22 protein-coding genes and 2 pseudogenes are annotated in these 26747 nt (G+C 68.8%); 8 read left to right on the top strand and 16 right to left on the bottom strand.

Annotation, left to right across the window (positions count from 1 at the left end):
- Nucleotides 1–65 precede the first annotated feature (65 nt).
- The 3 genes from OG966_RS20705 to OG966_RS20695 all read left to right on the top strand — a co-directional run bounded on the left by OG966_RS20705 (nt 66) and on the right by OG966_RS20695 (nt 4323).
- On the top strand, nt 66–818 hold the full coding sequence (locus OG966_RS20705; RefSeq protein WP_326651222.1) for an ABC transporter ATP-binding protein: 753 nt from the start codon (nt 66–68) through the stop codon (nt 816–818).
- The gene (locus OG966_RS20700; protein ID WP_326651221.1) at nt 815–3682 is read left to right on the top strand and encodes an ABC transporter permease; all 2868 of its coding nucleotides are present in this window, start codon (nt 815–817) and stop codon (nt 3680–3682) included. Before OG966_RS20705 ends, OG966_RS20700 begins: the two co-directional genes overlap by 4 nt.
- 98 nt (nt 3683–3780) lie before the next feature.
- Entirely contained in the window at nt 3781–4323 is a 543-nt protein-coding gene (locus OG966_RS20695; RefSeq protein WP_326651220.1) for a bacterial proteasome activator family protein, read from the top strand.
- 522 nt (nt 4324–4845) lie between these two features.
- Here the strand turns inward: OG966_RS20695 and OG966_RS20690 are convergent.
- Nucleotides 4846–5835, bottom strand: coding sequence for an NAD(P)H-quinone oxidoreductase (locus OG966_RS20690; RefSeq protein WP_326651219.1), 990 nt, complete (start codon nt 5833–5835; stop codon nt 4846–4848).
- A 26-nt stretch (nt 5836–5861) separates the two neighbouring features.
- Nucleotides 5862–6539 (bottom strand): annotated as a pseudogene (locus tag OG966_RS20685) (potassium channel family protein); the annotation flags it as partial.
- 250 nt (nt 6540–6789) lie between these two features.
- Between OG966_RS20685 and OG966_RS20680 the strand changes: the two are divergent.
- A complete protein-coding gene (locus OG966_RS20680; RefSeq protein ID WP_326651218.1) occupies nt 6790–7203 on the top strand; it encodes a hypothetical protein in 414 nt (137 codons plus the stop codon).
- Nucleotides 7204–7562: 359 nt separating this feature from the next.
- Here the strand turns inward: OG966_RS20680 and OG966_RS20675 are convergent, their stop codons facing one another.
- Nucleotides 7563–8354, bottom strand: coding sequence for a hypothetical protein (locus OG966_RS20675; protein WP_326651217.1), 792 nt, complete (start codon nt 8352–8354; stop codon nt 7563–7565).
- Between the two features lie 296 nt (nt 8355–8650).
- Here OG966_RS20675 and OG966_RS20670 point away from each other — a divergent pair, with 296 nt between their 5' ends.
- The gene (locus OG966_RS20670; protein WP_326651216.1) at nt 8651–8965 is read left to right on the top strand and encodes a hypothetical protein; all 315 of its coding nucleotides are present in this window, start codon (nt 8651–8653) and stop codon (nt 8963–8965) included.
- An 88-nt stretch (nt 8966–9053) separates the two neighbouring features.
- Here the strand turns inward: OG966_RS20670 and OG966_RS20665 are convergent, their stop codons facing one another.
- On the bottom strand, nt 9054–9596 hold the full coding sequence (locus tag OG966_RS20665; protein ID WP_326651215.1) for a DUF4262 domain-containing protein: 543 nt from the start codon (nt 9594–9596) through the stop codon (nt 9054–9056).
- Between the two features lie 1098 nt (nt 9597–10694).
- Entirely contained in the window at nt 10695–10901 is a 207-nt protein-coding gene (locus tag OG966_RS20660) for a hypothetical protein (RefSeq protein WP_326651214.1), read from the bottom strand.
- Nucleotides 10902–11863: 962 nt separating this feature from the next.
- Between OG966_RS20660 and OG966_RS20655 the strand changes: the two genes are divergently transcribed.
- On the top strand, nt 11864–12838 hold the full coding sequence (locus OG966_RS20655) for a potassium channel family protein (RefSeq protein ID WP_442806730.1): 975 nt from the start codon (nt 11864–11866) through the stop codon (nt 12836–12838).
- A 39-nt stretch (nt 12839–12877) separates the two neighbouring features.
- On the opposite strand, the pseudogene OG966_RS20650 reads toward OG966_RS20655, so the two are convergent.
- From OG966_RS20650 to pdhA, 6 genes and pseudogenes are all read right to left on the bottom strand, one after another.
- Nucleotides 12878–13264, bottom strand: a pseudogene (locus OG966_RS20650) (potassium channel family protein); the annotation flags it as partial.
- A 20-nt stretch (nt 13265–13284) separates the two neighbouring features.
- A complete protein-coding gene (locus OG966_RS20645; RefSeq protein ID WP_442806729.1) occupies nt 13285–14658 on the bottom strand; it encodes a molybdopterin molybdotransferase MoeA in 1374 nt (457 codons plus the stop codon).
- Nucleotides 14655–15569 carry an NTP transferase domain-containing protein gene (locus OG966_RS20640; RefSeq protein WP_326651212.1) on the bottom strand — a complete coding sequence of 305 codons (915 nt, stop codon included), beginning with the start codon at nt 15567–15569 and terminating at the stop codon, nt 14655–14657. The genes OG966_RS20645 and OG966_RS20640 overlap by 4 nt, the downstream gene beginning before the upstream one ends.
- 87 nt (nt 15570–15656) lie before the next feature.
- Entirely contained in the window at nt 15657–17042 is a 1386-nt protein-coding gene (locus tag OG966_RS20635; protein WP_326651211.1) for a dihydrolipoamide acetyltransferase family protein, read from the bottom strand.
- Complete coding sequence (locus tag OG966_RS20630; protein WP_326651210.1) at nt 17042–18046, bottom strand: alpha-ketoacid dehydrogenase subunit beta; 1005 nt, start codon at nt 18044–18046, stop codon at nt 17042–17044. The genes OG966_RS20635 and OG966_RS20630 overlap by 1 nt, the downstream gene beginning before the upstream one ends.
- Nucleotides 18043–19182, bottom strand: a complete 1140-nt coding sequence (gene pdhA / locus OG966_RS20625) for a pyruvate dehydrogenase (acetyl-transferring) E1 component subunit alpha (protein WP_326655298.1) — start codon at nt 19180–19182, stop codon at nt 18043–18045. The genes OG966_RS20630 and pdhA overlap by 4 nt, the downstream gene beginning before the upstream one ends.
- A gap of 227 nt (nt 19183–19409) precedes the next feature.
- On the opposite strand from pdhA, the gene OG966_RS20620 reads away from it, so the two are divergent.
- Nucleotides 19410–19937 (top strand): Lrp/AsnC family transcriptional regulator, encoded by a 528-nt coding sequence (locus OG966_RS20620; protein WP_406733811.1) that lies wholly within the window; start codon nt 19410–19412, stop codon nt 19935–19937.
- A gap of 83 nt (nt 19938–20020) precedes the next feature.
- Here the strand turns inward: OG966_RS20620 and OG966_RS20615 are convergent, their stop codons facing one another.
- Together OG966_RS20615 and OG966_RS20610 are read right to left on the bottom strand one after the other, a co-directional pair.
- Nucleotides 20021–20614 (bottom strand): TetR/AcrR family transcriptional regulator, encoded by a 594-nt coding sequence (locus OG966_RS20615; RefSeq protein ID WP_326651208.1) that lies wholly within the window; start codon nt 20612–20614, stop codon nt 20021–20023.
- Nucleotides 20611–22122, bottom strand: coding sequence for a 3-hydroxyacyl-CoA dehydrogenase (locus tag OG966_RS20610; RefSeq protein WP_326655297.1), 1512 nt, complete (start codon nt 22120–22122; stop codon nt 20611–20613). The genes OG966_RS20615 and OG966_RS20610 overlap by 4 nt, the downstream gene beginning before the upstream one ends.
- Nucleotides 22123–22263: 141 nt before the next feature.
- On the opposite strand from OG966_RS20610, the gene paaN reads away from it, so the two are divergent.
- A complete protein-coding gene (gene paaN, locus OG966_RS20605; RefSeq protein WP_326651207.1) occupies nt 22264–23925 on the top strand; it encodes a phenylacetic acid degradation protein PaaN in 1662 nt (553 codons plus the stop codon).
- Nucleotides 23926–24005: 80 nt separating this feature from the next.
- On the opposite strand, the gene OG966_RS20600 is transcribed toward paaN, so the two are convergent.
- The 3 genes from OG966_RS20600 to OG966_RS20590 are packed head-to-tail and all read right to left on the bottom strand — an operon-like array spanning nt 24006 to nt 26526.
- On the bottom strand, nt 24006–24683 hold the full coding sequence (locus OG966_RS20600) for a TrmH family RNA methyltransferase (RefSeq protein ID WP_442806728.1): 678 nt from the start codon (nt 24681–24683) through the stop codon (nt 24006–24008).
- The gene (locus OG966_RS20595; RefSeq protein WP_326651206.1) at nt 24680–25876 is read right to left on the bottom strand and encodes an HTTM domain-containing protein; all 1197 of its coding nucleotides are present in this window, start codon (nt 25874–25876) and stop codon (nt 24680–24682) included. The genes OG966_RS20600 and OG966_RS20595 overlap by 4 nt, the downstream gene beginning before the upstream one ends.
- Nucleotides 25873–26526: a DUF5819 family protein gene (locus OG966_RS20590; RefSeq protein ID WP_406731421.1), complete on the bottom strand. Its 654-nt coding sequence runs from the start codon at nt 26524–26526 to the stop codon at nt 25873–25875. Before OG966_RS20590 ends, OG966_RS20595 begins: the two co-directional genes overlap by 4 nt.
- Nucleotides 26527–26747: the final 221 nt, after the last annotated feature.

Genomic DNA, 26747 nt, shown 5'->3' with positions numbered 1-26747 from the left:
CCCGACCATCGAGTCTCTGTACGTCCGCTCGTACGTGCGCCATCCGTCCAAGGGGGACCCTTCCCATGTCCGACCACCAGTCACAGTCATCGCAGCAGCCCGTGCTGCAACTCCAGCAACTGACCCGTGTCCACGGCAGCGGCGCCACCGAGGTGCATGCCCTGCGCGGCATCAACCTCGATGTCTTTCCCGGCGAACTCGTCGCGGTCATGGGCCCGTCGGGCTCCGGCAAGTCCACGCTGCTCACCATCGCGGGCGGCCTCGACGCGCCCACCTCGGGACGGGTGATCGTCGAAAACACCGACATCACCACAGCCGGGCGCAAGACGCTCGCCGCCCTGCGCCGGCGCAGCATCGGCTACGTCTTCCAGGACTACAACCTCATCCCGGCCCTCACCGCCGCCGAGAACGTCTCCCTGCCGCGCGAACTCGACGGAGTCTCCGCACGCAAGGCCCGTACCGAGGCCGTCGCCGCTCTGGAGGAGATGGACCTCGGCCATCTCGCCGACCGCTTCCCTGACGAGATGTCGGGCGGTCAGCAGCAGCGGGTGGCCATCGCTCGGGCCCTGGTCGGCGAGCGGCGTCTCGTCCTCGCCGACGAGCCGACCGGCGCGCTGGACTCCGAGACCGGCGAGTCCGTTCTCGCCCTGTTGCGCTCACGCTGCGACAGCGGCGCGGCCGGCATTCTCGTCACTCACGAACCGCGCTTCGCGGCCTGGGCGGACCGCGTGGTCTTCCTGCGCGACGGCGCCGTCGTCGACCAGACCATCCGCAGCCAGGCCGACTCGCTGCTCTCCGGCCAGGCGGCAGAACTGTGATGACCTGGTACCACTCCTGGCGGGCCGCGATCCGTATCGCCCGCCGCGACGCCTGGCGCTCCAAGGGACGCAGCTTTCTCGTCCTGGCCATGATCGCCCTTCCCATCCTCGGCGTGAGCGCCGCGGATCTGACCCTGCGCAGCGCCGAACTCTCCACCGAGCAGAGCCTTGGGCGTTCGCTGGGGGCGGCCGACGCACGGCTGGCGGACCCCGGCTACGGCACTCTGCCCATCATGCAGACACCGGACGCCAACAGCTCCACCCCGGTGGGGGACTTCGAGAACAAGCCGTGGCCCGAAGGCAGGACCGATATCAACAAGGCGCTGCCCGCCGGCGCCAAGTCCCTGACGGACTCCATGGGTTCGGGCAAGCTGCGTACTACGCACGGTCTGCTGAACACCGAGATCCGCGAGTTGAAGTCCTCGGACCCGATAGCCAAGGGCATCATGGCCGTCGACCACGGTCGGCTCCCGCGGACGGCCGACGAGGTCGCCGCGACCACGCACTTCCTGGAGTCCAGCGGTCTGAAGGTGGGCTCCACGCTCACAGCGCGCGGACTCGACCGCGAATACAAGATCGTCGGTGCGTACGAGCTCCCCGACGCGCTGAAGACCGACCAGGTCAACGCGCTGCCCGGCGCGCTGCTCGCCCCGCTCGACAAGGCTCTGGAAAAGTCCGGACTGCCCGGCACCGAAACGACCACCACACAGCTGGTGAGCCTCTCCGGTGGTTTCACGTGGAACATGGTCAAGCAGGCCAACGCCAAGGGCGTGAAGGTCAACTCGCGCGCCGTCGCCCTCGACCCGCCGGCCAAGTCCGAGATCCCGATCTACCAGCAAGAGGGCTGGGGCGACTACGAGGAGAGCACGGCCGCCAAGGCCGCGGCCCTCGCGGCCGTCGGCACCGTCGTCGGGCTCGCGATGCTGGAGATCTGCCTGCTGGCAGGGCCCGCCTTCGCGGTCGGCGCCCGGCGCTCGCGACGCCAGCTCGGCCTGGTCGGCGCCAACGGCGGTGACCGGCGCCATATCCGAGCCATCGTCCTCGCCGGCGGCCTGGTGATCGGGTTCGCCGCGGCCGTGGTCGGCACCATCCTCGGCCTGCTCCTCACCTTCGTGCTGCAGCCGCTGCTCGAGGACTACATGGGCAAGCGCTTCGGCAGTTTCGACGTACGGCCGCTGGAGCTGCTCGGCATCGGGCTGCTCGCCGTGTTCACCGGCCTGATGGCCGCGATCGTCCCGGCCATCACCTCCTCCCGGCAGAGCGTGCTCGCATCGCTCACCGGCCGTCGCGGTGTACGCAAGAGCAGCCGGGTACTCCCGGTGATCGGGCTGATCGCGGTCGGTCTGGGCGCTGCGATCGCGCTCTACGGGTCGACGATGACCGACCAGTCCGCGGTCGTCGCGGGCGGCAGCGCCATCGCCGAGCTGGGCGTGGTCGCGCTGACCCCCGCCCTGGTGGGCCTCTTCGGCCGGACCGGACGCATCCTTCCGCTCTCGCCGCGCCTCGCGCTGCGTGACGCGGTACGCAACCGGGGCCGTACGGCTCCCGCGGTGGCCGCGGTACTGGCCGCCGTCGCGGGCACGGTGGCCGTGGCGACCTACGCCGCGAGCAACGACGCCCAGGGCAGGGCCCAGTACGAGGCACGCCTGCCGCACGGCGCGGTCTCCGTGATGCTCGACGAGGCCGGCGGACGGGACATGCCCGCGGTGCGCGGCACCGTGCAGAAACTGCTGCCGATCGACGTACGGGCCGACGTGGACCGAATCTCCGTCGGGAAGGCCAACTGCTCGATGTACGGCGGTGAAGAGGGCTGCGGCCGCTACGAGGTCGTCGTGCCCAAGGCCAACCAGTGCCCACTGTGGATGACCGACCCGGCCAAGCCGGATGAGGACCCTGCGTCGAAATTCAGCAAGGCCGAACGCCGCAAGCTCAGCGATGACTGGCGTTGCAAGGAGAGCTCGGGCTCGGGCTCCATCTACGCCGACAGCGGTGTGCTGGTCGGCGACGCGAAGCTGCTGAAGGTGCTCGGAATCGAGGACACGACGGCCGAGAAGGCACTTGCTGCCGGGCAGATCGTCTCGTTCGACAAGCGCAACCTCGACACCAAGGGAAAGATCAGCATCCGTCTGGTCACCGATACCAAGAAAGCCGACGAGGCCGCGTCGAAGGGCAAGGAGACCCCCGGCGAGATCAAGACGTTCTCCACGCACCAGGTCACCGGTGAGCCCAAGTCGTACGGCATCTCGATGATCGTGCCGGCCGGCGCGGCCAAGGCCGCCGGTGTGACCACCGTCCCGCTCGGCGCGTACTACTCCACCGACAAGATGCCGAGCAGCGAGCAGCGCCAGCGGCTGGACGGAGAGCTCGACAAGACCGGCTCCAACATCGAGCTCCATATCGAGGAGGGCTACACCAGCGAGAACAGCATCATCCTGCTGGCGTTGACCGTCTTCGCCGGACTGATCACGATCGGTGCGGCCGGTATCGCGACGGGACTCGCCCAGGCCGATGCGGAGGCCGATCTGAAGACGCTCGCCGCGGTCGGCGCGCCGCCGCGGGTCCGCAGGACGCTCAGCGGGTTCCAGTGCGGTGTGGTGGCCACGATGGGTGTGCTGCTCGGCTCGGCGGCGGGTGTGCTCCCGGCGGTCGGGCTGCTGCTCGCCGAGAAGCGCCAGCAGCTGAAGTTCTACCAGGAGGCGCTGGACCAGGGCTTCGGCTCGGTCCACTCGGCACCGTACGTACCGATCATCGTGCCCTGGGGAACCCTGGCCGCGCTGCTCATAGCCGTTCCGTTGGGCGCCGCGCTCCTGGCGGCAGTGGTCACCCGCTCCCGTGGGGCGCTGTCCCGCCGCGAGGCGACCTGACCGGCGCAACCAGGCGCTTTGTGCCCCCGTACGAGGGTAGATCACCCTCGTACGGGGGCACACCGTGTGGTGAGGCACCGATGCGAGAGAATGGCGGCATGGAGATGCCGAGGAATGAACGGTCGCAGGAGAGCCCCCACGTCTTTGTCGTGGGACAGGACGGCATGGCTCTCGGCGGCGGTGACAGTGACGACGAGTCGCGCGAGGTCCCGGTGACAGAGATGGTCGAACAGCCTGCGAAGGTCATGCGCATCGGAAGCATGATCAAGCAGCTGCTGGAGGAAGTCAGGGCAGCTCCTCTGGACGAGGCGAGCCGGGTCCGGCTCAAAGAAATCCACCACAGCTCCGTGAAGGAGCTGGAAGACGGCCTCGCCCCGGAGCTTGTCGAGGAACTCGAACGCCTCAGCCTCCCCTTCACCGACGAGGCGATCCCCTCCGAGGCTGAACTGCGCATTGCGCAGGCACAGTTGGTGGGCTGGCTCGAGGGTCTCTTCCACGGAATCCAGACGGCGCTGTTCGCCCAGCAAATGGCCGCCCGCGCCCAACTCGAACAGATGCGCCGCGCCCTCCCGCCCGGCGCCCTCCACGAGTCGGAGGAAGAGGGCCCCCACGGCGCGATCCGCTCGGGACCCTACCTGTAGGGCCGCCGGCCCTACAGGCCGCGACGCTGCTGTTGCATGACTCAGGTGTGGGGGGTGCTTCGGCACCCCCCACACATCTGTGTGCCCGCGTCGGTGGAAGGGGCACGGCGCCGGCCGGGGCGGCCGGGTGCGACGCGGCACCCCGAAGCCGCCGTGCCCGCACGAACCACCGCGCCCGCACCGTGCGGCGAAGCCGCACCTTCTCGGCCCGCGCCCGAGACAGCGCCACCGCCGGTCGCGGTCGCCCGAGACTCTTACCGCCACCGCCACCGCCACCGCCACCGCCACCGCCACCGCCGGTCGACGCCGGCCGGGGTCTACGCCACACCCACACCCGTGCCTGGTACACCGGGCAGCCGACCGACGCCTTGCCCGCCCCAGGGCGGGACTGATCGGACGCGACCGCCCCACCCGCGGCGACCTATCGCCACCGCCCGTGCGGTGAAGCCGCCGCGGCGGCTTTCAGACCCCGCCGGGGGCGTGGGGGTACCTCGTACCCCCACAAGGGCGGGGCGGGTCGGGTCAGCCCGCCGCAGGCGCCACCAGCAGCACCTTGCCGACATTCGCGCCCGACTCGAGCACCCTGTGCGCCTCCGCCGCGTCCGGCATCGGAACCGTGCGGTCCACCACCGGACGGACCCGGCCGCCCTCGATCAGGGGCCATACATGCTCCCGTACGGCCGCCACGATCGACGCCTTCTCGCCGAGCGGGCGGGCCCGCAACGACGTCGCCGTGATGGCGGCCCTCTTGCCGAGCAGCGTCGCCAGGTTCAGCTCGCCCTTGACGCCACCCTGCAGGCCGATCACGGCAAGGCGGCCGTTGACCGCCAGCGCCTTCACATTCCGGTCCAGATACTTCGCGCCGACGATGTCGAGGATGACGTCCGCGCCCGCCCCGTCAGTCGCCTTCCGCAGTTCCTCAACGAAGTCCTGCTCGCGGTAGTCGATCAGGATGTCCGCGCCCAGCTCCGCACAGCGCGCCAGCTTCTCGGGCCCACCCGCGGTGACGGCCACCCGCGCACCCACCGCCTTCGCGAGCTGGATCGCCATCGTGCCGATACCGCTCGCACCACCCTGGACCAGCAGCGTCTCACCCGGCCGCAAGTGCGCGATCATGAAGACGTTCGACCACACCGTGCACGTCACCTCGGGCAACGCCGCGGCCGTGACAAGATCGAGCCCCTTCGGCACCGGCAGCAGCTGCCCCGCCGGCACGGCGACCTTCTCCGCGTAACCGCCACCCGCCAGCAGCGCGCACACCTCGTCGCCCACGGCCCACCCCGAGACGCCTGGCCCGAGCTCCGTGATCCGGCCCGAGCACTCGAGGCCGGGGTACGGGGACGAGCCGGGGGGCGGATCGTAGAAGCCCTGGCGCTGCAACAGATCGGCACGGTTGACGGCGCTCGCGACGACCTCGACGAGGACTTCTCCCTCGCCGGGTACGGGATCGGGCACCTCGGCCCACACAAGCGCTTCGGGGCCACCAGGTTCGGGAATCGTGATCGAATGCATGGCCGCGAGGCTACTCCGGAGTGGGCCTACTCAGAGGTGGTGAGGGGCTGGACGTTCGACGCACGCACGATCGTGATCAGGCGATCCGTCAGCTGCAGCGGACTCGCCGCCGGGTCGTCGTATCCGATCAGGCGGTGCCCGCGCAGCACGCTCACCACCAGATCGTCGGTCTCCCGCACACTGCGGCCCACCTCGGCCTTTGTCACCGGCCGTTCGATGAGGTCAAGGCCGCTGCCCTGCTGGATCAGGTCCTCCATCACCGTTCCCGCGCTGGGGCTGAGCACGGACAGTCCCAGCAGCCGGCCGGCCGCGCTCGCGCTGGTGATCACCGCATCCGCGCCTGACTGACGCAACAGCGGCGCGTTCTCCTCCTCGCGCACCGCGGCGACGATCTTCGCACCCCGGTTGAGCTGGCGCGCGGTCAGCGAGACCAGAACCGCGGTGTCGTCCCGCTGCGTCGCGATGACGATCTGACGTGCCTTCTGCACCTCGGCGCGGATCAGCACATCGCTGCGGGTCGCATCGCCGATCACCCCCACATAGCCCTCGGCATTGGCGGCCTCGATCACCTTGGTGCTGGGGTCGACGACGATGACCTGTTCCTTCTTCAGACCCGTGGCGGTCAGCGTCTGAATCGCGGACCGGCCCTTGGTGCCGAAGCCGACGATGACCGTGTGCTCACGCAAGCGAAGCCTCCAGCGCTTTCCCGAAAGTAACCTAAGAACACGAGCGACGATCTCGTGAAGCGGGCACGCTGGGGCGATCTTGAAGGCCAGAACTGGGCCGGTCTCGTCCGGCTTTCCTTCGAGCCCGACGATGGCCCCGGTACCGATGGGCACGACGCTACCGACACCACAGGGACCAAGAAGGGATTCCGCCCCTTAACCGGGCGGGACATCACCCAGGCAAAGAACTCGGTTGCCCGTCCTGCCCAACCGCTGGCGATACTCCCTCATGAGCAGATTTGCCGAAGTCATCGTGCTGGCCAGTAACGAAGAAGAGACCATGGAGCCGCTGACCCAGCCAGACGACAGTCGAAAGTGGTCAGGATGTTTCAACGATATCGGACATGGCATGTTCGGCGGCTGGGCCATTGAGTTCGTGCGGCGGTCCAGATGGCTCGGATTGCTGGAACACCTTGAGTCGTTGCCCTGGAAATCACCACACTCAGTACAGGTGCTGGTTCACGACGAGGAGGACGAGTGCTTTGGCCTGTGGATGATCCACGACGGCCGACTCGTGGAGATACCTCTGCCGCGCACCCGCCGGGCGTTCTGGCCGAGCCACTTCACGGGTGAGGTTGATCCGGACGACCCCGGGATCCTCATCCGCACAGACGGACCCGGCGGCTGGCCCGACGGGGGCTGAGTGTGACCTGGCGGGGTGCCCGTAGGCTGGTCGACCTCTGGTCGTTGTGCAGCAGGCCGGTACCGCAACCCCAGCATCCGCGCCCCCGTCCGCTCCCGTCCCTCCGGGGCCTCGTAGTGGCCGGAATGACCGTCGCTGACCTATCCGGCTAGAGCTACGGATCAGATGTTCCCCGTGCCACAACCGCGCCAGATCAGGCGGGGACTCACGGGGAACTGCAGTGGCTGACAGGGGCAACGGGCAGGATTCGCCGACGTTGGCATACCGCAGGTCAGGGCACGACTCGCCCCACCACGCTCCTAAAGCGGGGGTACGCGAGGCCGATGTCGTCTGTGCTGCCGAAACATCGACCGGTCTGGTCATGGGGCCAGCCTGAGGAACTTCCTGCCGTACGGGTACAACCATGGGCTATGGTCACCGGCTTGGATGCGGTCGATCGCGATCAGCGCGTCCGCCGCGGTCTTGCAGCGCGGGTGCTGTGTGGCGAAGGTGGCGATGCGGGCGCGCTGGGTGGGCAGCCAGGCAGCGATCACCTGGGGGTCGCCGTCGTACCACCACGTGAACTGAAGCTCGTCCCAGAGAAGGTCGGTGGCCCAGTCGAAGGCGAGGCGGACGAGGCCGGCGTCCGCCTTGGAGCCTGAGAGCCCGGCGATGTGCTCCAACCACGGCTCCAGATCACCCGTTGCGTGGGCGATTCCTTCCACGAGTTCGGCGATGTCCCCGGGAGTGCCATCAACCAGGGCGAGGGCCAGCAGCGCTCGGAAGGCCTGCTCTACCACGGCACGTTCGGGGGCGGGCCAGTCAACGAACTTGGCCCCGTGTTGGCCGAGATGACCGATTTCCCCGGATGGATCAATGTCATGACCCTCGGGCCCCCAATAGCGCAGCGCACGGGGCATGAGACGACGCCATAGGACGGGGTATTGGTCCGCGTCCCAGTGGCTGACGACTTCGCGCATGAAATGCCCGAGGAGATCATCTGGTACGGCGGCGGGATCGCCACCGAGAATTTGCAGCTCGGACTCCGGGGTGCAATAGGTGCAGCCGTCCACCGGTCGGTCGAGTTCGGGAGGCGATGCGAAGACCCGGTCAGCTTCGGCGATCGCGTGCCGCCACACCGTGTACGGATCGAGGTTAAGAGGATCGGACATGGCACGACCAACCGCAGGGACTCCGCACAGGGGAAGCCTGGCGAAGAGCGTGACTCTACCACTTGGTAATACGGGGGATCGAACGTAGTTACGTGCCAGATGCGTGCCAGATCGTGCGGTCATTCACGGTCAGTTGGGGCGCGGGAAGGTGCAAACACCAGCTGGCAGGTTCAGCTCAGCTGCGGGCCTGCTGACCTGGCATGACCGCTTTGAGATCGATGCCAGGCTTACAAAGCGGTGGTCCACAGCCGGGGGCCACAGCGGCAGGGTGGCCAGCTCCTTCTAGGGTGGCGCGGATGAAGAACAGGCTTCCAGTTCAGAACGCAGGTGCGGATCTCGTCAGCCTCTTCATCGAGCCGTATGGCGAAGACTTCTGGCTGCAGCCTGGGGAAGTCTTCACCGTCGCACCCGCTGCCGACGGAATCGATGTTCAGTTCTCCGTCGTCCTCGCGGCTGACCACATCACCGTCTGGCTCTATGAGGACGGTGACCCCTGCAAGGTGATCGTCGGCTATGAGGTGGTTGACGAAGGTGGCACCGCGTTGGAGTGTGGGTACCAACGGCCGACCGGAGAAGAGCCGCAGGTCAGAGCGCTTCCTTCGACGGAATGAGCGGCTCGCCAGACTTGCGTACTACGGGCAGGACACTCCAGGGGGAGTTGCTCCACTCAGCATGCTGCCGTGCCCCGGCCCACCGAACTCACGCGACTTCGGTCCATGGACCGGTGGTCTCGTCTTTTGGAATCCAGAGCAGCGGTTGGCCCGTGCGGCAGCGCTCGTCTGCTCCCTCATCCCAGGGGAACCGCCCGGCCTTGTCCGGCCAGAACAGCTGCGTGATTGGCAGTGGCGGGGTCTGGTAGAAGTCGATGCCTGCGCCGAAGAAGTCGTGGTACCAGCTGGGATGCACGGGCCGGACGGCCACGTCGTAGCCGTTGAGGACGTCTCCCCGGCGCTGGTCGGGCTCGAGTGGGTTGCCATCCCGTATCGCTGCCCCAGCGGCGTTCGCCACGCGCATCGCGGTTTGCGATGGCAGGCCGAACACGCTTACCTCGGGACTACGCAGTGTGTGCCAGAGACCGATGGAGTAGCCCCAATCGCCGGGGGCATCACCGCCGGCCACGCCCATGACGTGCCAGCCGAAGTCCGCGACACTCTTGGCTATGCGGTTGTCGCGTTCCTCCGACACGGGGCCGCCCCATTCCGTCGGGGCGCAGAGGAGGCAGAAGCAAGTGGCGTCGTCCATCCGAGGAGAGTAGGCCTGCTCGCACACGGGGCCGTCTCCCGGGGTAGGCGTACAGCGCGAAGTACCGCAACCCCAGCAGCCGCCCCGACCGGTAGCGTCCCTCCGGGGACGTGGAGCGACCGGAATGACCGTCGCTGACCGCTCCGGCTAGAGCTACGGATCAAAAGGTGGCCGTGCCCCTCCCGTGCCCGTTCGGTCGGGAAACAGCGGGGAACATCGGTCGCTCGCGGACAACTCTCACGAGAACGGCCCCTGACCGAATTACCTGGTCAGGGGCCGTTCACCTGCGGTGGGTGTGGGGTTTGAACCCACGGTGACATCGCTGCCACGACGGTTTTCAAGATCGTGTGGCGCAGGCCAAATCCTGTCGACGCAACCCCCAAGCTCTGAACTTGCCGCTCACGAAGACGCCGACACCGACGGACAGAGCGATCAGCAGGGCCGAGGGCCCGGTCCCGAGCACCACAGGCCGCCTGGCAGCCACCAACACTGTGAACATGATCATCGTGAGGGTCATTGCTGATCCGGCGAGGAAGACCGCAATCTCGGCCCACCACATCGCCCGTGTTGGTTGAGTCGCCACGGCGTCGTTGTACACCCCTCAAGCTGGTGCTGTACAGCAGTGCAGTACCGCAACTACCGCAACCGCTACCGGCTGACAGCGCCCTCCAGAGACCTCGAATGGTCTGAATGACCGCAGGCCACGATCCGGCTGGAGCTCAGGCCACGATCCGGCTGGAGCTACGGATCAGATGTTCGCCGTGCTACAGCCGCGCCAGATCAGGCGGGGAGCCACGAGGAACAGGGGGCGCCGACGATGCGTGGAGCCCGTGTCTGTCGAAGTCGACATGCCCCAGGTCAGGCCCCAACTCGCCCCACCACGCTCCTAAAGCCGGGGTCATCGCACAGCGGAGCGCCCTTCCGGGGCCGTGGAAGGGCGCTCAACGATGACCAAGGCTGACAACTGCCGACAGCTCAGCAGCAGGTCAAGGCCCGCACGAACCACTTAAGGCTGCTGCCGGCCACTTCTCCGCCGATGGTCGCGGAAGCGGGAGAAGATCGCGGCCAGGGGCCTGCGGAAGACCGCCGCCAGCGCTGTCAGCACGGTGAGGGAGGCTCCCAAGCCGATGAGCCCTGGGCCGACGTGATGCGGTAGCCCCAGGTGGCGCGGGCGGTCAGGATGATGTCGATGGGTGGGGAGAAACGGGCGAGGAGGACGTCCGACTCACCTCGGTACGTCTCGACCATCAACTTGAGGGTGTACCTGCCGGGCTTGCGCGGGGTGAGGTACCGGTGCCACTCCACCTCGTCACCGGGCGCGGCGATCGTGCCGATCGGAGAGCCGAGTACCTCATGTCCACGTTCTTCCCGGCCTCGGAGAGGTACGCCTTCTGCACCCCGCCAACGCGCAAGGCGCGTTGAGCCACCACTCTGCCGGGCGGCCACGCGGGCGGGGTCTCACCGCGGATCGCCGTGAGCCACGCCGAGAACTCCAGGGTGTCGCCCACGTCCACCACCTTCGGAGGCTGGTAATAAAGAACCCCATTGAAAAGGGATCTGCGGTCCTCGGCCACTCCCTTCTGGAAGATGACCTGGTCAGTACCGTGCCCGCCGTCGCTCGAGACGGGAGTTCGCAGGACCAGTCGGTCCACCGTGGAGAGCGTAAGCAAAGCGAGCAGTCCGATCGTCCCGGCGGTCACCAGCAGGATCCACCGCCAGGTCCGTTGTGTTCCGCGTACAGGCCGACCATACCGCGACGTTTCGTCAAAGATCGATCACTCTGCGTCACAAGGCGCCGATGTCCACCGCCACCGGGTACGGCACAAACGATCCGAAACACGCCCCCCCACCCGGCGCAGCCCATCAGCGTGCCATTGCCGTGCCAGAACGACCGGGTAATGGCGATCAGCCGAGGCCAGGAGCGGGGTCGGCGTGCGTTCTCGTCATGCGCCGTGACCTCGGCGTGGCCGAGTCGATCACGAGACTTTGACGCCGTGGTGGCCGTTCGAGATGAGGCGGTCAGCCATCCCAATGCCTGCGGCACTGATGAAGATCCACAGCACGGCGAGTTTCGCCGGTCCGGTACGGAACCATGGTCGGCATGCTGACTGAGTGGATCACTGCACGCGAGGGCCGGTCATGAAAGACGATACGCAGTCCGCTGAGACGGGAGGAACCTCGGTTCTCCGGTCCCTCTGGTTCGGTACTCGTTCAGGGAGCAAGGTCGACGCCGAGGCTGCCCGAACCGTCGTCATGCCGGTTCTGGGGTGCCTCCGCTGCAGCAAGTCCTACGACGCCTCACGATGGCCCTGGGCGTGCTGCTGGCCACAGTGGCTATCGTCTACGCCGATCGCGACGGCTACCACGACAATGCCAACGACTCGGTCGATCTTCTCGACGCCTTTTACTACGCCACGGTCACCCTCTCCACCACCGGATACGGCGACATCGTTCCGCACAGCGACACCGCACGTCTGACCAACATCCTGCTCATCACCCCGTTGCGTGTGCTCTTCCTGATCATCTTGGTTGGCACCACACTCGAAGTGCTCACCGAACGAACGCGCCAGCAGGCTCGCGTTCATCGTTGGAGGGGCCGCACCCAAGACCATGTGGTCGTCGTCGGCTATGGCACCAAGGGCCGTCACGCCATCGCAACGCTGCTCTGCCAGGGAACTCCCAAAGAGAAGATCGTCGTCATCGACCCTCAGAGGAAGGCAGTCGACGCCGCCAGCAGTGACGGCTTCGTAGCCGTCCATGGGGACGCGACCCGCTCCGAAACACTGCTCCGAGCGGAATTGCCACGCGCCTCCAAAGTGATCATCGCTCCGCAGCGGGACGACACGGCCACCTTGGTCACTCTCACGGCGAGACAGCTCAACAGGCGAGCCGCCATTGTCGCGGCGGCCCGGGAAGAGGAGAACGTACCGCTGATCAAGCAGAGTGGAGCTGATGCCGTAGTAACCAGCTCCGGTTCGGCCGGACGGTTGCTCGGGCTTTCGACTGTCAAGCCATACGTGGGCACGGTGCTGGAAGAGCTGATGACTTCTGGCAAGGGGCTTGATTTGTCTGAGCGGCCTGCGACGGAGGAAGAGGCGGGCCGATCTCCGCGCGAGTGCAGCGACCTCGTCGTCGCTGTCGTGCGCAGGAACGAGATTCTGGGCTACGACCACCCAGAAGCCGCGACGCTCCGGCCCGGCGATCGGGTGGTCACGGTGACCCGGACGAGTTCACACGGCTGACCAGGGGCAGCTTGTGGCACATCAGGCGAACCGTTGACTCCAGCGGTTCAGCCGCCACTCCTCCCGGGTCCGCTCTGTGAGGACCTCGAGAGTGGTACCGACCAGGATGATCAGAAAGAGCACACGAAGCGGCGTCACCAGCAGCACATTGGTGAGCCTGGCTCCGGCGCTGTACGGGACGATGTCGCCGTATCCCGTCGTGGAGAGCGTCACCGTCGCGTAGTAGACGGAGTCGAGGAAGTCGACGGAGTTGTCGGAGTTGTCGTGGTATCCCGTCCGGTCGGACCAGACGATCAGCACCGTCAGCGCCAGCACGCCCAGCGCCATCATCACCCGCTTGGCGACCTGGCGGAGCGGGCGCTCGACAATACGGCGGGGGAGTTTCACCCGGCTGGTGACCAGGTGCTCGTCGGCACCGCGGGCCATGGCGTCATGACCGGGAAGTTTCACGTGAAACACCCACCCTGGGCGTTCGACGGCGCCCAGGGCAGATCGAGGACCTCCAGCTCGTCGTCGGCACGCGCGCCGCCCGGGGGCACGACGGCAAGACCATCGGCGGCGGCGATACCGCGCAGCATGGCCGGTCCGTTGTAGTGCAGCGGGACCAGCTCGTCGGCGCGGTGGACGAAGGGCACAAGGCGGGTGTCGTACGGGTGCCCGTGCACCTCGTCACGTACGGGGGCGCGATAGGAGGAAGGGGTGGGCCGGGCAGCGAGTGCGCACAACAGCGGCTCGGCGAGGGTGAGAAGCCCGGCGACCGCAGCGAGTGGATTACCGGGCAGGCCCACCAGATATCTGTCCGGGGAACCGTCCGGCCGGTTCGAGTCCGGTGCGAGCCGGGCCAGCAACATCGGATGGCCCGGGCGTACGGCTACTCCGTCGACCAGCAGCTCCGCGCCCGCCTTACGAAGCACCGGATGAACATGGTCGACCGGACCCGAGGCCGTGCCACCGGTGGTCAGGAGGAGGTCGGCATCGGATGTGGTGATGGCCCGGTGGAGGGCTTCGGCGTCGTCACCCAGACGGCGCGTGGCGATGACCCCGACGCCGAGAGCGCGCAGCCAGGGGCCGATCATCGGCCCCAGGGCGTCGCGGATGAGGTCGTCGCGGGGGAGTCCGGCGGTGAGGAGTTCATCGCCGAGTACGAGGATTTCAACGCGGGGCAGGGGGACCGTGAGCAGTTCGTCGTAGCCGGCGGCCGCGGCGAGGCCGAGTACCGCGGGGGTCACCAGGGACGCGGCGGGCAACAGTTGGTCGCCGGAGCGGCACTCCTGTCCGCGCGTCCGGATGTCCTGGCCGGGGACCACCTCGCGCTCGGCGTACAGCTGGCTCTTGTCCATGTCGGTGCGGGAGTGCTCGGTGCGGATCACCGCGGTGGCCTCGGGCGGAATACGGGCGCCGGTGGCGATCCGTACGGCCGTTCCATCGGGCAGCGCCGGGGCATCGGCGTGCCCGGCGAGGATCGGGCCGTCACCCTGAACGGCCCATGGGCCGGGCCCCGCGACGACCCAGCCGTCCATCGCGGAGGTGTCGAAGGAGGGCAGATCACAGAGCGCGGTCAACGGCTCGGCGAGAATCCGGCCGAGGGCCTGCTCGAGAGGCACACGCCGGGTGCGGGGCGGAGCGGAGCGCCCGAGGCGTGCGGCGAGAGCGCGGGCTTCGGGCCAGGGGGTGGCGCGGTGCCGGGCCGCGCCGGGGACGGGGGGCGACGGCCGCCGGGTCTGGCTGCCGACCAGCGCGAGGGCCTCCTCGACGCCGTCCGCATCGGGCTCGTCCATGGCTCCGTCAGCAGCGTCGACCTCGTGGCCCCGACCAGTCATCCGGCGTCGACCTCGTCGGTGTCGTCGGTGGGCTTCTCGCCGGTTGCGGCCGGACCGGCCTCGGTGCCGGCGGCGGCCTGATCAGTCTCGTCGGCCCAGCGCGCGGCCAGCGCGGCGGCCTTGCGGGCGGCCTCGGCGACCGCCTCCGGCCCACCGCCCGCCTTGGCGGCTGCGTAGCCCACCAGGAAGGTGGTGAGTGGTGCGGCGGGGCGCGCGACGCCATGCGCGGCGTCCCGGGCGAGGTCGAGCAGGGCGCCGGTGTCGACTTCGAGATCGATGCCGAGTTCGTCCTTGACTGCGGTAATCCATTCGTCCAGCACGTTCCCATGCTCCCTGATACGGGCCCGGGCTGCGGAGATGTCCTCCCAGGTGTCGCAGTCGAAAGAGGCGAGCGGCTCCGCGGCGATCCGGGCGAGGTCCAATTCCTGGGTCAGCAGACGCAACGGCAGCCCGGTCAGACTCCCGTGCTCGGTGGCGAGGAGCGCGAGTTCACGGCGCAGCGGTTCGGTGCGGTACGCCGCGACGAGGGGCTGGTCACGGCCGCCGGCATCGGTGAGCAGGACCGCCTCCTGCCTGCTCGTGTCGAGGGCGCCGATCAGCTGCCGCACCGTCCGCTCCCCCAGGAACGGCAGATCGGCGGAGAGCACCAGGACGGCCGGTGCCCCGATCTGCCGCACGCCGGCGTCCAGCGCGGCGAGCGGCCCACCGCCCGGGGGGTCCTCGCGCGCCCAGACGACGGGGCGCGCGGTGGCCCGGCGCCCCCCGACGACAACGGTGCACCCCGCGTCACGGCACACGCCGAGCACACGGTCGAGCAGGGCCCGCCCGCCCACGCTCACCGCAGGCTTGTCGGCGCCGCCCAGCCGCTTCGCGGCACCTCCGGCGAGCACGATGGCGTCATACGCGGTCATCCCTGCAGTATGGGCCGCGATCGCGCGGGTCGGGAGCCCCGATTGGATCTCTCTTGACATGTGGACGCAGTGGACCGTCCAGTAGATCTACAGGCTGCGCAGCAGCACTGCCGGATGCTCCACGCAGTCGGCCACGTACCGCAGGAAACCGCCCGCCGTGCCGCCGTCGCAAACCCGGTGGTCGAAGGTCAGCGACAACTGGACGACCTGGCGGACGGCCAGCTCGCCCTGGTGCACCCATGGCTTGGGCACGATCCGGCCGATGCCGAGCATGGCCGCCTCCGGGTGATTGATGATCGGCGTGGAGCCGTCGACGCCGAACACCCCGTAGTTGTTCAGCGTGAACGTCCCGCCGGTCAGATCCGCCGGAGTCAGCGTTCCGTCCCTGGCCGCATCCGTCAGCCGCCCGAACTCCGCGGTCAGCGACTCGGCCGAGCGGCTGTGCGCATCCCGTACGACGGGGACGACCAGTCCTCGCTCGGTCTGCGCCGCGAACCCGAGATGCACCTCGGGCAGGCGCACGATCTCCCGGGCCTCCAGGTCCACCGTGGAGTTCAGCTCCGGGTGGCGGGCGAGTGCGGCCGTACAGATCCGGGCGAGCAGCGCCAGAAGCGAGATCTTCGGACCGCCTGCGGCGTTCATCGAGGCCCGCGCGGCCATCAGCTCGGTCGCGTCCGCGTCGACCCAGCAGGTGGCGTCGGGAATCTCGCGCCGGCTGCGGGACAGCTTGTCGGCCACGGCCCCGCGGATGCCACGCAGCGGTACGCGCTCACCGCGCGTGCCGGAGGCTGCTGCGGTGGTGGCCACGGCGGGCTCCGGCGCGGCAGTGGCGTCGGCGGCGCACATGGCACGCTCGACATCGGCACGCAGGATCAGACCGTCCGGCCCGGACCCGGTCAACCGGCGCAGATCGAGGCCATGTTCACGGGCGAGCCTGCGGACGAGCGGCGAGATGACAGGCACGGGCCCGTCCTGCGTCACGTGCTCAGCGGGCGCCGGAGCCTCGACGCGCGCCCCAACAGGCGCCGGAGCCGGGGCAGGCGCCGGAGCTGCGGCAGGCCTGGGTGCAGCAGGCGCGGCGGCAACAGGCGCGGCAGGCCGGATACGGCGCCTGCGGGCAGCCGGCGCCCCCGTCCCGTAACCGACCAGCACATTGCCCGACGATTCTCCGCCGGATCCCGCGGAGTCGGGCGAACCCGAGGATCCCGCGGAACCGACCGGTTCCACAGCACCGACCGCGACCGTCAACAGGGGCGCCCCGACCGGCAGTTCCGTGCCCTCCTCGCCGAAGCGCGCGGTCACCACGCCCCCGTACGGGCACGGCACCTCCACCATCGCCTTGGCCGTCTCGACCTCGACGACCGGCTGGTCGATCGCGACGACATCGCCCACGGCCACCAGCCAACGGACGATCTCCGCCTCGGTCAGCCCCTCCCCGAGGTCCGGGAGCTTGAATTCGAGCACCTGGGCCATCAGCTCCCCGCCTCCCACTGCAGTCGCGCCACCGCGTCCAGCACTCGGTCCACTCCCGGCAGATGATGCCGCTCCAGCATCGGCGGCGGATACGGAATGTCGAACCCCGCGACCCGCAGCACCGGCGCCTCCAGATGGTGGAAGCAGCGCTCCGTCACCCGCGCGGCGATCTCTCCTCCGGGACCGGCGAAGCCGGTGGACTCATGGACGACGACCGCCCGGCCCGTGCGCCGCACGGACGCACAGACAGTCTCGTCGTCGAAGGGCACCAGCGAGCGCAGATCGACGACTTCCAGGTCCCAGCCCTCGGCCGCGGCGGCCTCCGCCGCCTCCATGCAGACGGGTACCGACGGCCCGTACGTGATGAGGGTGGCGCTGCGCCCGGGACGCCGGACGACGGCCCGGCCTATCGGCTCGACCACGGACGGCGTATCCGGCGACCACTGCGCCTTCGACCAGTACAGCCGCTTCGGCTCCAGGAAGACCACAGGGTCGTCGGAGGCGATCGCGGCACGCAGCAGTCCGTACGCGTCGTCGACCGTCGACGGCGTGACGACATGGAGCCCCGGAGTCGCCATGTAGTACGCCTCGGACGAGTCGCTGTGGTGCTCCACACCGCCGATTCCGCCGCCGTACGGCACGCGCACAGTGATCGGCAGCGGCATACCGCCCCGTGTGCGGTTCCGCATCCGCGCCACATGGCTGATCAGCTGCTCGAACGCTGGATAGGCGAAGGCGTCGAACTGCATCTCGACGACCGGCCGCAGCCCGTACATCGCCATACCGACGGCGGCGCCGAGGATGCCCGCCTCAGCAAGCGGTGTGTCCGTACAGCGGTCCTCGCCGAACTCTTTGGCGAGCCCGTCCGTCACCCGGAAGACTCCGCCGAGCGTGCCGACGTCCTCCCCCAGCACATGAACGGACGGATCCTCGGCCATCGCGTCGCGCATCGCGCGCTGCAAGGCCTGAGCCATGGAAGCGGGCTTCACCGCGGCCGTGGTCATCGCGCCTCTCCCTCCGCGTCCAGCTCGGCCCGCAGTAGTGCCGCCTGCTCCCGCAGCTGGCTCGTCTGCTCGGCGTAGACATGCTCGAAAAGGTCCATCGGGTCGAGCACCGGGTCTGCGTTCATCCCGTCGCGCAGCTCCGCGGCCATCGTCTCGGCCGCCTCGGCAGCCGCCCGTATGCCGTCCTCGTCGAGCAGCCCTCGCTCCGTCAACTCCCGCTCCAGCAGCCGGATCGGATCGTGTGCACGCCAGGTCTCGACCTCGCTCTCGCCCCGGTAGCGGGTCGCGTCGTCGGCGTTCGTATGCGCGTCGATGCGGTACGTCACGGCCTCGATGAGCGTAGGACCGCCACCGCGCCTGGCCCGCGCCACGGCCTCGCCGAGCACCTCGTGCACCGCGGCCGCGTCGTTGCCGTCGACGAGCCGACCGGGCATGCCGTACCCCACGGCCTTGTGGGCCAGCGAAGGGGCTGCGGTCTGCTTGGCCAGCGGCACCGAAATGGCGAAGCCGTTGTTCTGGACGAGGAAGACCACGGGGGCCCGCCACACGGCGGCGAAGTTCAACGCCTCGTGGAAGTCGCCCTCGCTGGTGCCGCCGTCGCCGACCATGGCGAGCGCGACAACGTCATCGCCCTTGAGCCGCGCGGCGTGCGCCAGGCCCACGGCGTGCGGCAGCTGCGTGGCCAGCGGCGTGCACAGGGGCGCTATGCGGTGCTCACGCGGGTCGTAGCCGGTGTGCCAGTCGCCGCGCAGCAGCGTCAGCGCCTGTACGGGGTCGAGACCGCGCGCCACGGCCGCGAGGGTGTCGCGGTAGCTGGGGAAGAGCCAGTCCCGCTCCTCCAGCGCTAGTGCGGCCGCCACCTCGCACGCCTCCTGCCCGGTGCTCGACGGGTAGACGGCCAGCCTGCCCTGCTTTGTCAGGGCTGTCGCCTGGACGTTGTACCTGCGGCCGCGCACCAGCTCCGCGTACAGCCGCAGCAGCAGCTCGGGGTCGGCGCCGGCCGCGGCGTCAGTGCCGAGCACGCGGTACGGCTCCGGGTCCGGGAGCAGTGGCGCGGGGTCGGTACGGGGCTTCCACGCCGGGGGCGGGGTGGGCCGGTAGGCGGCAGCGGCACCGGGCAGCTCCTGGACCGTCATGCTGCTCTTTCTCAACGCGAGCACCTCCTCGTGGGAGCGACGACGAAAGCAATGACAAAGCAATGACGAAGTGGCGCGAGTGTGTCGCGCCTCACCTACCGATTGTTCGGTCGTGGACGCATTTTGGCTACAGGCGCCTTCAGCCTGTGGACAAACGGTTCTCCACAGCCTGAGATGGAGACAGGTCGTCCATGCCAGGGAGGCGGGGGGATATGGCAGCTGAACAAATGGCCGAGAGCGGTGACCGCGCGGAGCAGGCACCTCCGCCGCGACCGCTCGACGCCATCGACCGAGACATCCTGCGCATCCTGCAGTCGGACGGCCGCGCCTCGATACGCTCCGTGGCCGAACGGGTCCACGTCTCCCGCGCGAACGCCTACGCCCGTATCAACAGGCTCATCGACGACGGTGTGATCCGCGGCTTCAGCGCGCGTGTGAACCATGAACGGGCAGGTCAGGGGGCTTCCGCCTATATCACGCTCAAGATCGTGCAGAACTCCTGGCGCACGGTGCGCGAGCAGCTGCAGGCGTTGCCCGGCGCCACCCACATCGCGCTGGTCAGCGGAGACTTCGACGTACTCCTGCTGGTGCACACCCCGGACAACCGCACGCTGCGCGAGCTCGTCCTGACCAGGCTCCAGTCCATCCCGGAAGTGCTGTCCACGCGCACGCTGCTGGTCTTCGAGGAGACGGATCTCGATCCGGGCCCGGGGCAGATCGCGGAGCCGCCCCCGGACACCGAGCCGCTGCTGTAGACCCGGTGGACCCGGCGGGTTCAGTGGGCCGGCCGGCACAATGAGCCACGGCCACAGGTCGGCGCACTGGGCACCGGCCGGCTCTAGGAGTCCGTCCGCAGCCCGTCGAAGGCCAGTCGTACGACCGCCTCGGCGACCTGGTCGCCGTCGTAGCCGCCACCCGCATGCGGCCGGTACCACTCCACCAGGGAGTTCACCATGCCGAAGAGCAGTCGGGTCGCCAGCCGGATGTCCATGTCCGTGCGGAGGTCGCCGTCCGCCGCGGCCGCCTTGAGCAAGTCGGCGACCCGCTGGTCGAACTCGCGGCGCCGCTCCATCGCCCACCGCTCGGTCTTGGTGTTGCCCCGTACGCGCAGCAGCAGCGTCACATAGGGCAGCTCGGCCATCAGCACCTCCACGGTGCGCCGGGTCACATACTCGACCCGCTCGATGGCCCGTCCCCGTACGGCGCCCGGCTCGTCGAGGATCGCGAAGAGCGAGTCGAGCGCCCGGCTGACCGCACGGCGCAGGAGCTCCTCCTTGCCCGCGACATGGTGATAGATCGAGGACTTCGAGATGCCGGCCGCCTTGGAGAGATGCTCCATGGACGTGCCGTCGTACCCGCGCTCATTGAAGATCCGGACGGCGACGGTCAGCAGCGTCTCGGGGGTGTAGGTGTCGCGCTTGGCGGTGGTCATGAGGCGTCCTCCTGTGAGGTCTCGTACGACCACTGATGGAGGGCGAGAGACCGGGCGTAGCGTCCGGTCGGCACGCTCGCATGAAGGTTGCCGAGCAGTTCCCACGCCCAGTCCGGTCCGAGCTTTGCATTCCATTCGACCGGTCCCAGGGGGTAGTTGACCCCGAGGCGCATCGCCGTGTCGATGTCCTCCGCGGTCGCGACCCCCTTGGCGACCGCGTCCAGTGCCAGGTCGCCGAGCATCGCGACGGTACGGGCGACGATCATGCCCGGTACGTCACCGATGACGCTGACCTGCTTGCCGAGCGCCTGGAAGAGGCCGGTCGCCTGTTTGAGCGTCTGCTCCTGGACGCTGTCGGCGGCGGACAGGGCGATCCGGGTCGCGGACCGGTAGTCGAGTGCCAGATCGAAGTAGACGACATCCCGGAATTCGGCGGATGTCTGGCCGTCGGCGAGGACCAGCTGGCCTCCGCTGGGCAGCAACAGCCGCGTTCCCTTGTCCTCGTCCTCGTGCCGCACCACGATGCCCGCGTCGCTGATCATCGCTATCAGCTCACCGGCGGCCCCCAGATCGCCCTCGACCACGACGGACTCGGGGGCGTCCGCCGGCTCCGCGGTGTGCGGCGCGGGCTTCGTCGCCCCTTCCGCGTACGAGAACCAGCCGTGGCCGGACTTCCGGCCCAGACGGCGCGCCTCGACGAGACGGCGCTGCGTGAGGGAAGGGAGGAACTTGGGGCTGTGGAAGAAGGACTCCCAGACCGAACGTGTGACGGCCTCGTTGACGTCCTGGCCGATCAGATCGGTGAGCTCGAAGGGGCCCATTCTGAAGCCACCGGACTCTCTGAGCACCGCGTCGATGGTGGCGGGATCGGCGCCCTGCTCCTCGTACACCGCGAAGGCTTCCGCGTAGAAGGGGCGGGCGACGCGGTTGACGATGAAACCAGGGGTGTCGGCACAGCGCACCGGGGTCTTGCCCCAGGCCGCCGCCGTCGCCCACGCGCGCGTGGCCGTCTCCTCGTCGGTCGCATGGCCGCTGACGACCTCGACGAGGGGGAGCAGGGGTGCCGGATTGAAGAAGTGCAGTCCGACGAAGCGGCCGGGGCGCTCCAGGGCGCCGGCGACGGCCGTGACGGAGAGTGAGGAGGTGTTGGTGGCGAGCAGGCAGTCGTCCGCGACGATCTTCTCCAGCGCCGTGAACAGCTCCTGCTTGACCGCCAGTTGCTCGAGAACCGCCTCGACGACGAGCGCCGCGTCGGCGAGCTCGGCAAGATCGGCGGCCGGATGCAGCCGCGCGCGAGCCGCGTCGCGCTGGGCGGCGTCCATCCGGCCCTTCTCGACCAGCCGGTCGAGGCGCGCGCCGATGGCTTCCGCGGCCTGGGCCGCCCGTCCGGGAACGGCGTCGTAGAGACGTACGGGATGTCCGGCAACGAGGGCGACCTGGGCGATGCCCTGCCCCATGGTGCCGGCGCCGACGACGGCGACGGTACGGCTCTCGTCGATGGCGTCGATGGGCTCGATGGCGGTCATGGGAGTGATCCTCCCCGATGAGTTGTCCACAGGTTTGACAGGCCCCCTTGTACCGACCGATCGTTCGGTTACTCTAACTCTGTCAATCCTTCCCTGCCCAGCTCGACGAGGAGTTGGTCCTTCATGCAGCTGACCGAGACCCACCGGCCCACGCTCGACCAGGCCCTCGAGGCGATCCGCACCCGCGCGTACTGGTCCCCGCATCCCGAGCACCCCAAGGCCTACGGCGACACCGCGCCGGCCGACGGACTCGCGGCCTTCGAGGCCCTTCGCGACTCCCGCTTCGAGCTGGACCAGCCAGGCACGGACGGCTGGACGGGCGGCGAAGTCTCGCCGTACGGCCCGGTGTTGGGCATCGAGTATCCGCACCCGGACCTGGATGTTCTGCTGCCCGCGATGCGCGCGGGCATGGGCGCCTGGCGCGAGGCCGGCCCCGAGACGCGGGCGCTGGTCTGCGTGGAGATCCTGTCCCGCATCAGCGCCCGCACCCATGAATTCGCGCACGCGGTGATGCACACCAGCGGCCAGGCCTTCATGATGGCGTTCCAGGCGGGCGGCCCGCACGCCCAGGACCGCGGCCTGGAGGCCGTCGCATACGCCTACGCGGAGCAGACCCGCACGCCGGCCGCCGCCGAGTGGTCCAAGCCGCAGGGCAAGCGCGACCCGCTGGAGCTGCGGAAGACCTTCACCACGGCGGGGCGCGGCATCTCCCTGCTGATCGGCTGCAACACCTTCCCCACGTGGAACGGCTACCCGGGGCTGTTCGCCTCGCTGGCCACCGGCAACCCTGTCCTGGTCAAGCCGCACCCCCGCGCGATTCTGCCGCTCGCGCTCACGGTGCGCGTGGCCCGCGAGGTGCTCTCCGAGGCGGGCTTCGATCCGAACCTGGTCTGTCTGGCCGCCGAGCTTCCGGGCGAAGGGATCGCCAAGACCCTCGCGGTACGCCCCGAGATCAAGATCATCGACTACACGGGGTCGACCGGCTTCGGCGACTGGCTGGAGGCCAATGCCCGCCAGGCCCAGGTCTACACCGAGAAGGCCGGCGTCAACACCGTCGTCATCGACTCCACCGACAACTACAAGGGGATGCTCTCCAACCTGGCCTTCTCGCTGTCGCTGTACAGCGGCCAGATGTGCACCACCCCGCAGAACCTCCTCATCCCGAGGGACGGCATCACGACGGACGCCGGGCCCAAGTCGTACGACGAGGTGGTCGCCGATGTCGCGGCCTCGGTGGGCGGTCTGCTCGGCGACGACGCGCGGGCTAACGCCCTGCTGGGTGCGCTGGTCAACCCCGATGTGAAGGGGCGCCTGGAGGCGGCCTCCGGACTGGGTGAAGTGGCTCTTCCGTCACGGAAGATCGCCAACCCCGATTTCCCGGACGCTGTCGTCCGTACGCCGGTCGTCGTCAAGCTCGACGGCGCCAAGCCCGACGCCGAAGCGGTGTACATGTCGGAGTGCTTCGGCCCGGTGTCGTTCGCGGTGGGCGTGGACTCGACGGCGGACGCGCTGGAGCTGCTTCGGCGCACGATCCGCGAAAAGGGCGCGATGACGGTCGGCGCGTACACCACCTCGGCGGAGACGGAGCGCGCGATCGAGGACATCTGCCTGGACGAGTCGGCGCAGCTGTCGCTGAATCTGACGGGCGGGGTGTACGTCAACCAGACTGCGGCGTTCTCCGACTTCCACGGCTCGGGCGGCAACCCGGCGGCGAACGCGGCACTGTGCGACGGTGCGTTCGTCTCGAACCGATTCCGTGTGGTGGAGGTCCGCCGCCAGGCGTGACGGCGGATGTGGCGGTAGAACAGGCCGTGCCCCATAGGACGGGGTACGGGGCACGGCCTCGCCGCCGCTCACACATGCCCCTACGGGGACGGGACCTCCGCGTACCGCTGCACCCACGCATGCATCGCGATTGCCGCCGCCGCACCCGCGTTGATCGAGCGGGTCGAGCCGAACTGCGCGATCGAGCACACCATCGCCGCGTGCTTGCGCGCCTCCTCCGTCAGTCCGGGGCCCTCCTGCCCGAAGAGCAGCACGCACCGCCGTGGCAGCTCGGTCCGCTCCAGCGGCACCGATCCCGGCAGATTGTCGATCCCGATGATCGGCAGACCCTTGGCCGCAGCCCAGGTGGTCAGTGACTCGGTGTCCGGGTGGTGCCGCACATGCTGGTACCGGTCGGTGACCATGGCCCCGCGCCGGTTCCAGCGCCGGCGGCCGACGATGTGGATCTCCTTCGCCAGGAAGGCGTTGGCGGTACGCACCACGGAACCGATGTTGAAGTCGTGACCCCAGTTCTCCACGGCCACATGGAAGTCGTGTCGCCGTGTGTCCAGGTCGGCGACGATCGCCTCGCGCGTCCAGTACCGGTACTCGTCGACCACATTGCGCCGGTCGCCCTCGGCCAGCAGCTCCGGGTCGTACCGCGCCTCCTGCGGCCACGGCCTCGGGTGCGACCCGACGCCGACCTCGGCCGGGACGCTCTGCTTGCCCTGGAAGAAGGCGGCCTCGTCGTACTGAATCGGTTCCTCGGTGCTACTCACCCGACGAGCGTACGGGGCTGCTCCTGGCTTCCCCGCCGCTGCCGCGGCGCCGGATCCACCCGCGAGAACATCCGGTCCCGCCCCCGCACGGCCCGGCCGCCGAGCCAGACCAGGAAGGCGGTCGGCAGGAAGACCGCGTCGGCAGCGATCATCGCGAGCGAGAAGAACGGCAGCCCGAGCAGCACGGCGATCGCTGCGTGCTCCATCATCATGGCCGCCAGCAGGACGTTCTTGACGCGCCGGTTGAAGAGAGTGAAGGGGAAGGCGACCTGCACGATGACCGTGCCGTACGTCAGGACCATCACCATCACGCCGCCTGAGGCCAGCAGGTCGGAGAGGGCAGGCCACGGCGTGAAGTAATCGAGCTTGAGCGGGTAGTAGAGCGCAGTGCCGTCCTGCCAGCGCGAACCCTGGATCTTGTACCAGCCGGCCGTCGCATAGATCAGACAGACCTCGGCCATGATCACGACGAGCGCGGCGTTGTGCGCGAGGTTGGCGAGAACATCCAGCAGGCTGCGCGGCTCGCTGTACTGGGCGTACCGGCTCACCATCCACCACAGCCCCTGTGCCACCCACAGTCCCCAGAGAAGCAGCAGTATCAAGGAGCCGGTCTGGTTCAGAAAAGTGGCGCTGACCAGGCCGAATCCCAGCACCACCCAGAGCACGGGCCCGACCCGGTCGCGAGGTGGCAGGCCGGGGACAGCGACGGCCGCGGCCCGCGCCGCCCGGCGCGCGTCCAGGGACCAGACTTGTCCGCAACGCGTCAGGACCAGATAGATCGCCATCAGATGGATGACGTTGTCGCCGCCGTCGCCCATGAAGATGGAGCGGTTCTGCAGTGACAGAACGCCGATCATGAAGAGTACGGACATGGTGCGGGTACGCCAGCCCAGTATGAGCAGCAGGCTGGACAGCACGGCGACGCCGTACACGATCTCGAACCAGAGGGTGCTGTCCGACCACATGAGCGCGGTGAAAGAGTCATTGCCCGCGATGAGCTGCCGCGACATCTCCCAGCTCCACGGACTGTCGGGCCCGTACATCTCGTGCCGGTTGGGCAGCTCGCGCAGGAGGAAGAGCAGCCAGCCGGCGGCGAAGCCGATCCGTATCGTCGCGCTCTGGTACGGGCCGAGTGCGGTGGAGGTGACGCGCTGGACGGTGCGGGCGACCCTGCCGTCGACTGTGTGATTCACGTCCCCGCCTCCGTACGACCGTTACGGACTCCCCCGGGCAGATCCACGGCGGTCACCGTCCACCAGGGGAGGACCCGGTGGACGGGGCGGGTGTCTATCTTCTCGTCACTCCACTGCGGGGCCTTGACCGAGCGGGTCGAAGACCTGAGCTGGATGCGCTCGACGGGACCGCCCATATCGTGCGTCTCCAGTCGCTGCATCACGATGCGGCGGACATAGCTCTCGGAGAGCTGGCCTCGCAGGCCGTTGGGGCGGTTGTCGTTGTCGTGTGAATTGACGTAGAAGTCCCAGCCCCGGCGCAGCTCGTTCTGCTGGACATGGCTGGGGAGGAGGTTGCCGCGGATCGCTCCGGCGTCCTCGGCGGTGAGGTCGATCCAGTCGCTGCTCCTGCGGCTGCCGTCGGAGACGGTGTACTCGGCCCTGACCTGCACGGCGACGTTCTGCTGGAGCGGGTTGGGGGCGAAGAGCTTCCAGTTCTGCTCGAACTCGGGATAGACCCAGCCGTCGACCGCCTCGCCGTACTGCTTGGTCACGGTGTTGGAAGGGGCGACATGCAGAAACACCATGGCCAGGTGGACGCAGGCGAGGGCGCCGACGATCGCGAGGGAGACGGCGGCGGCCACCTGGTAGGGGAGGGAAAGCGCCGCCATGCCAGTGGCAGGCGCGGGCTCGGACCGGGATTCGGACCGGGGCTGTTGATCGGACCGGGACTCGGACTCGCCCAGGGACTCGGACTCGGACTCGGACCGATAATCGGTCTCGGGCTGGGATTCGGGCTGGTCAGCAGGCTGGGGAGGGTCGCCGGGCCGAGGCCGGGAGCTCAGACTCCTGGCGCGTTCGACGTCCTCGTCCTCGTAGGAGTCCATCCCGC

The organism is Streptomyces sp. NBC_01750, from assembly GCF_035918095.1.
Taxonomy (GTDB): Bacteria; Actinomycetota; Actinomycetes; order Streptomycetales; family Streptomycetaceae; genus Streptomyces.
Note: the sequence above shows the minus strand (reverse complement) of the source record. Positions and strands in the feature narration are given on the sequence as shown.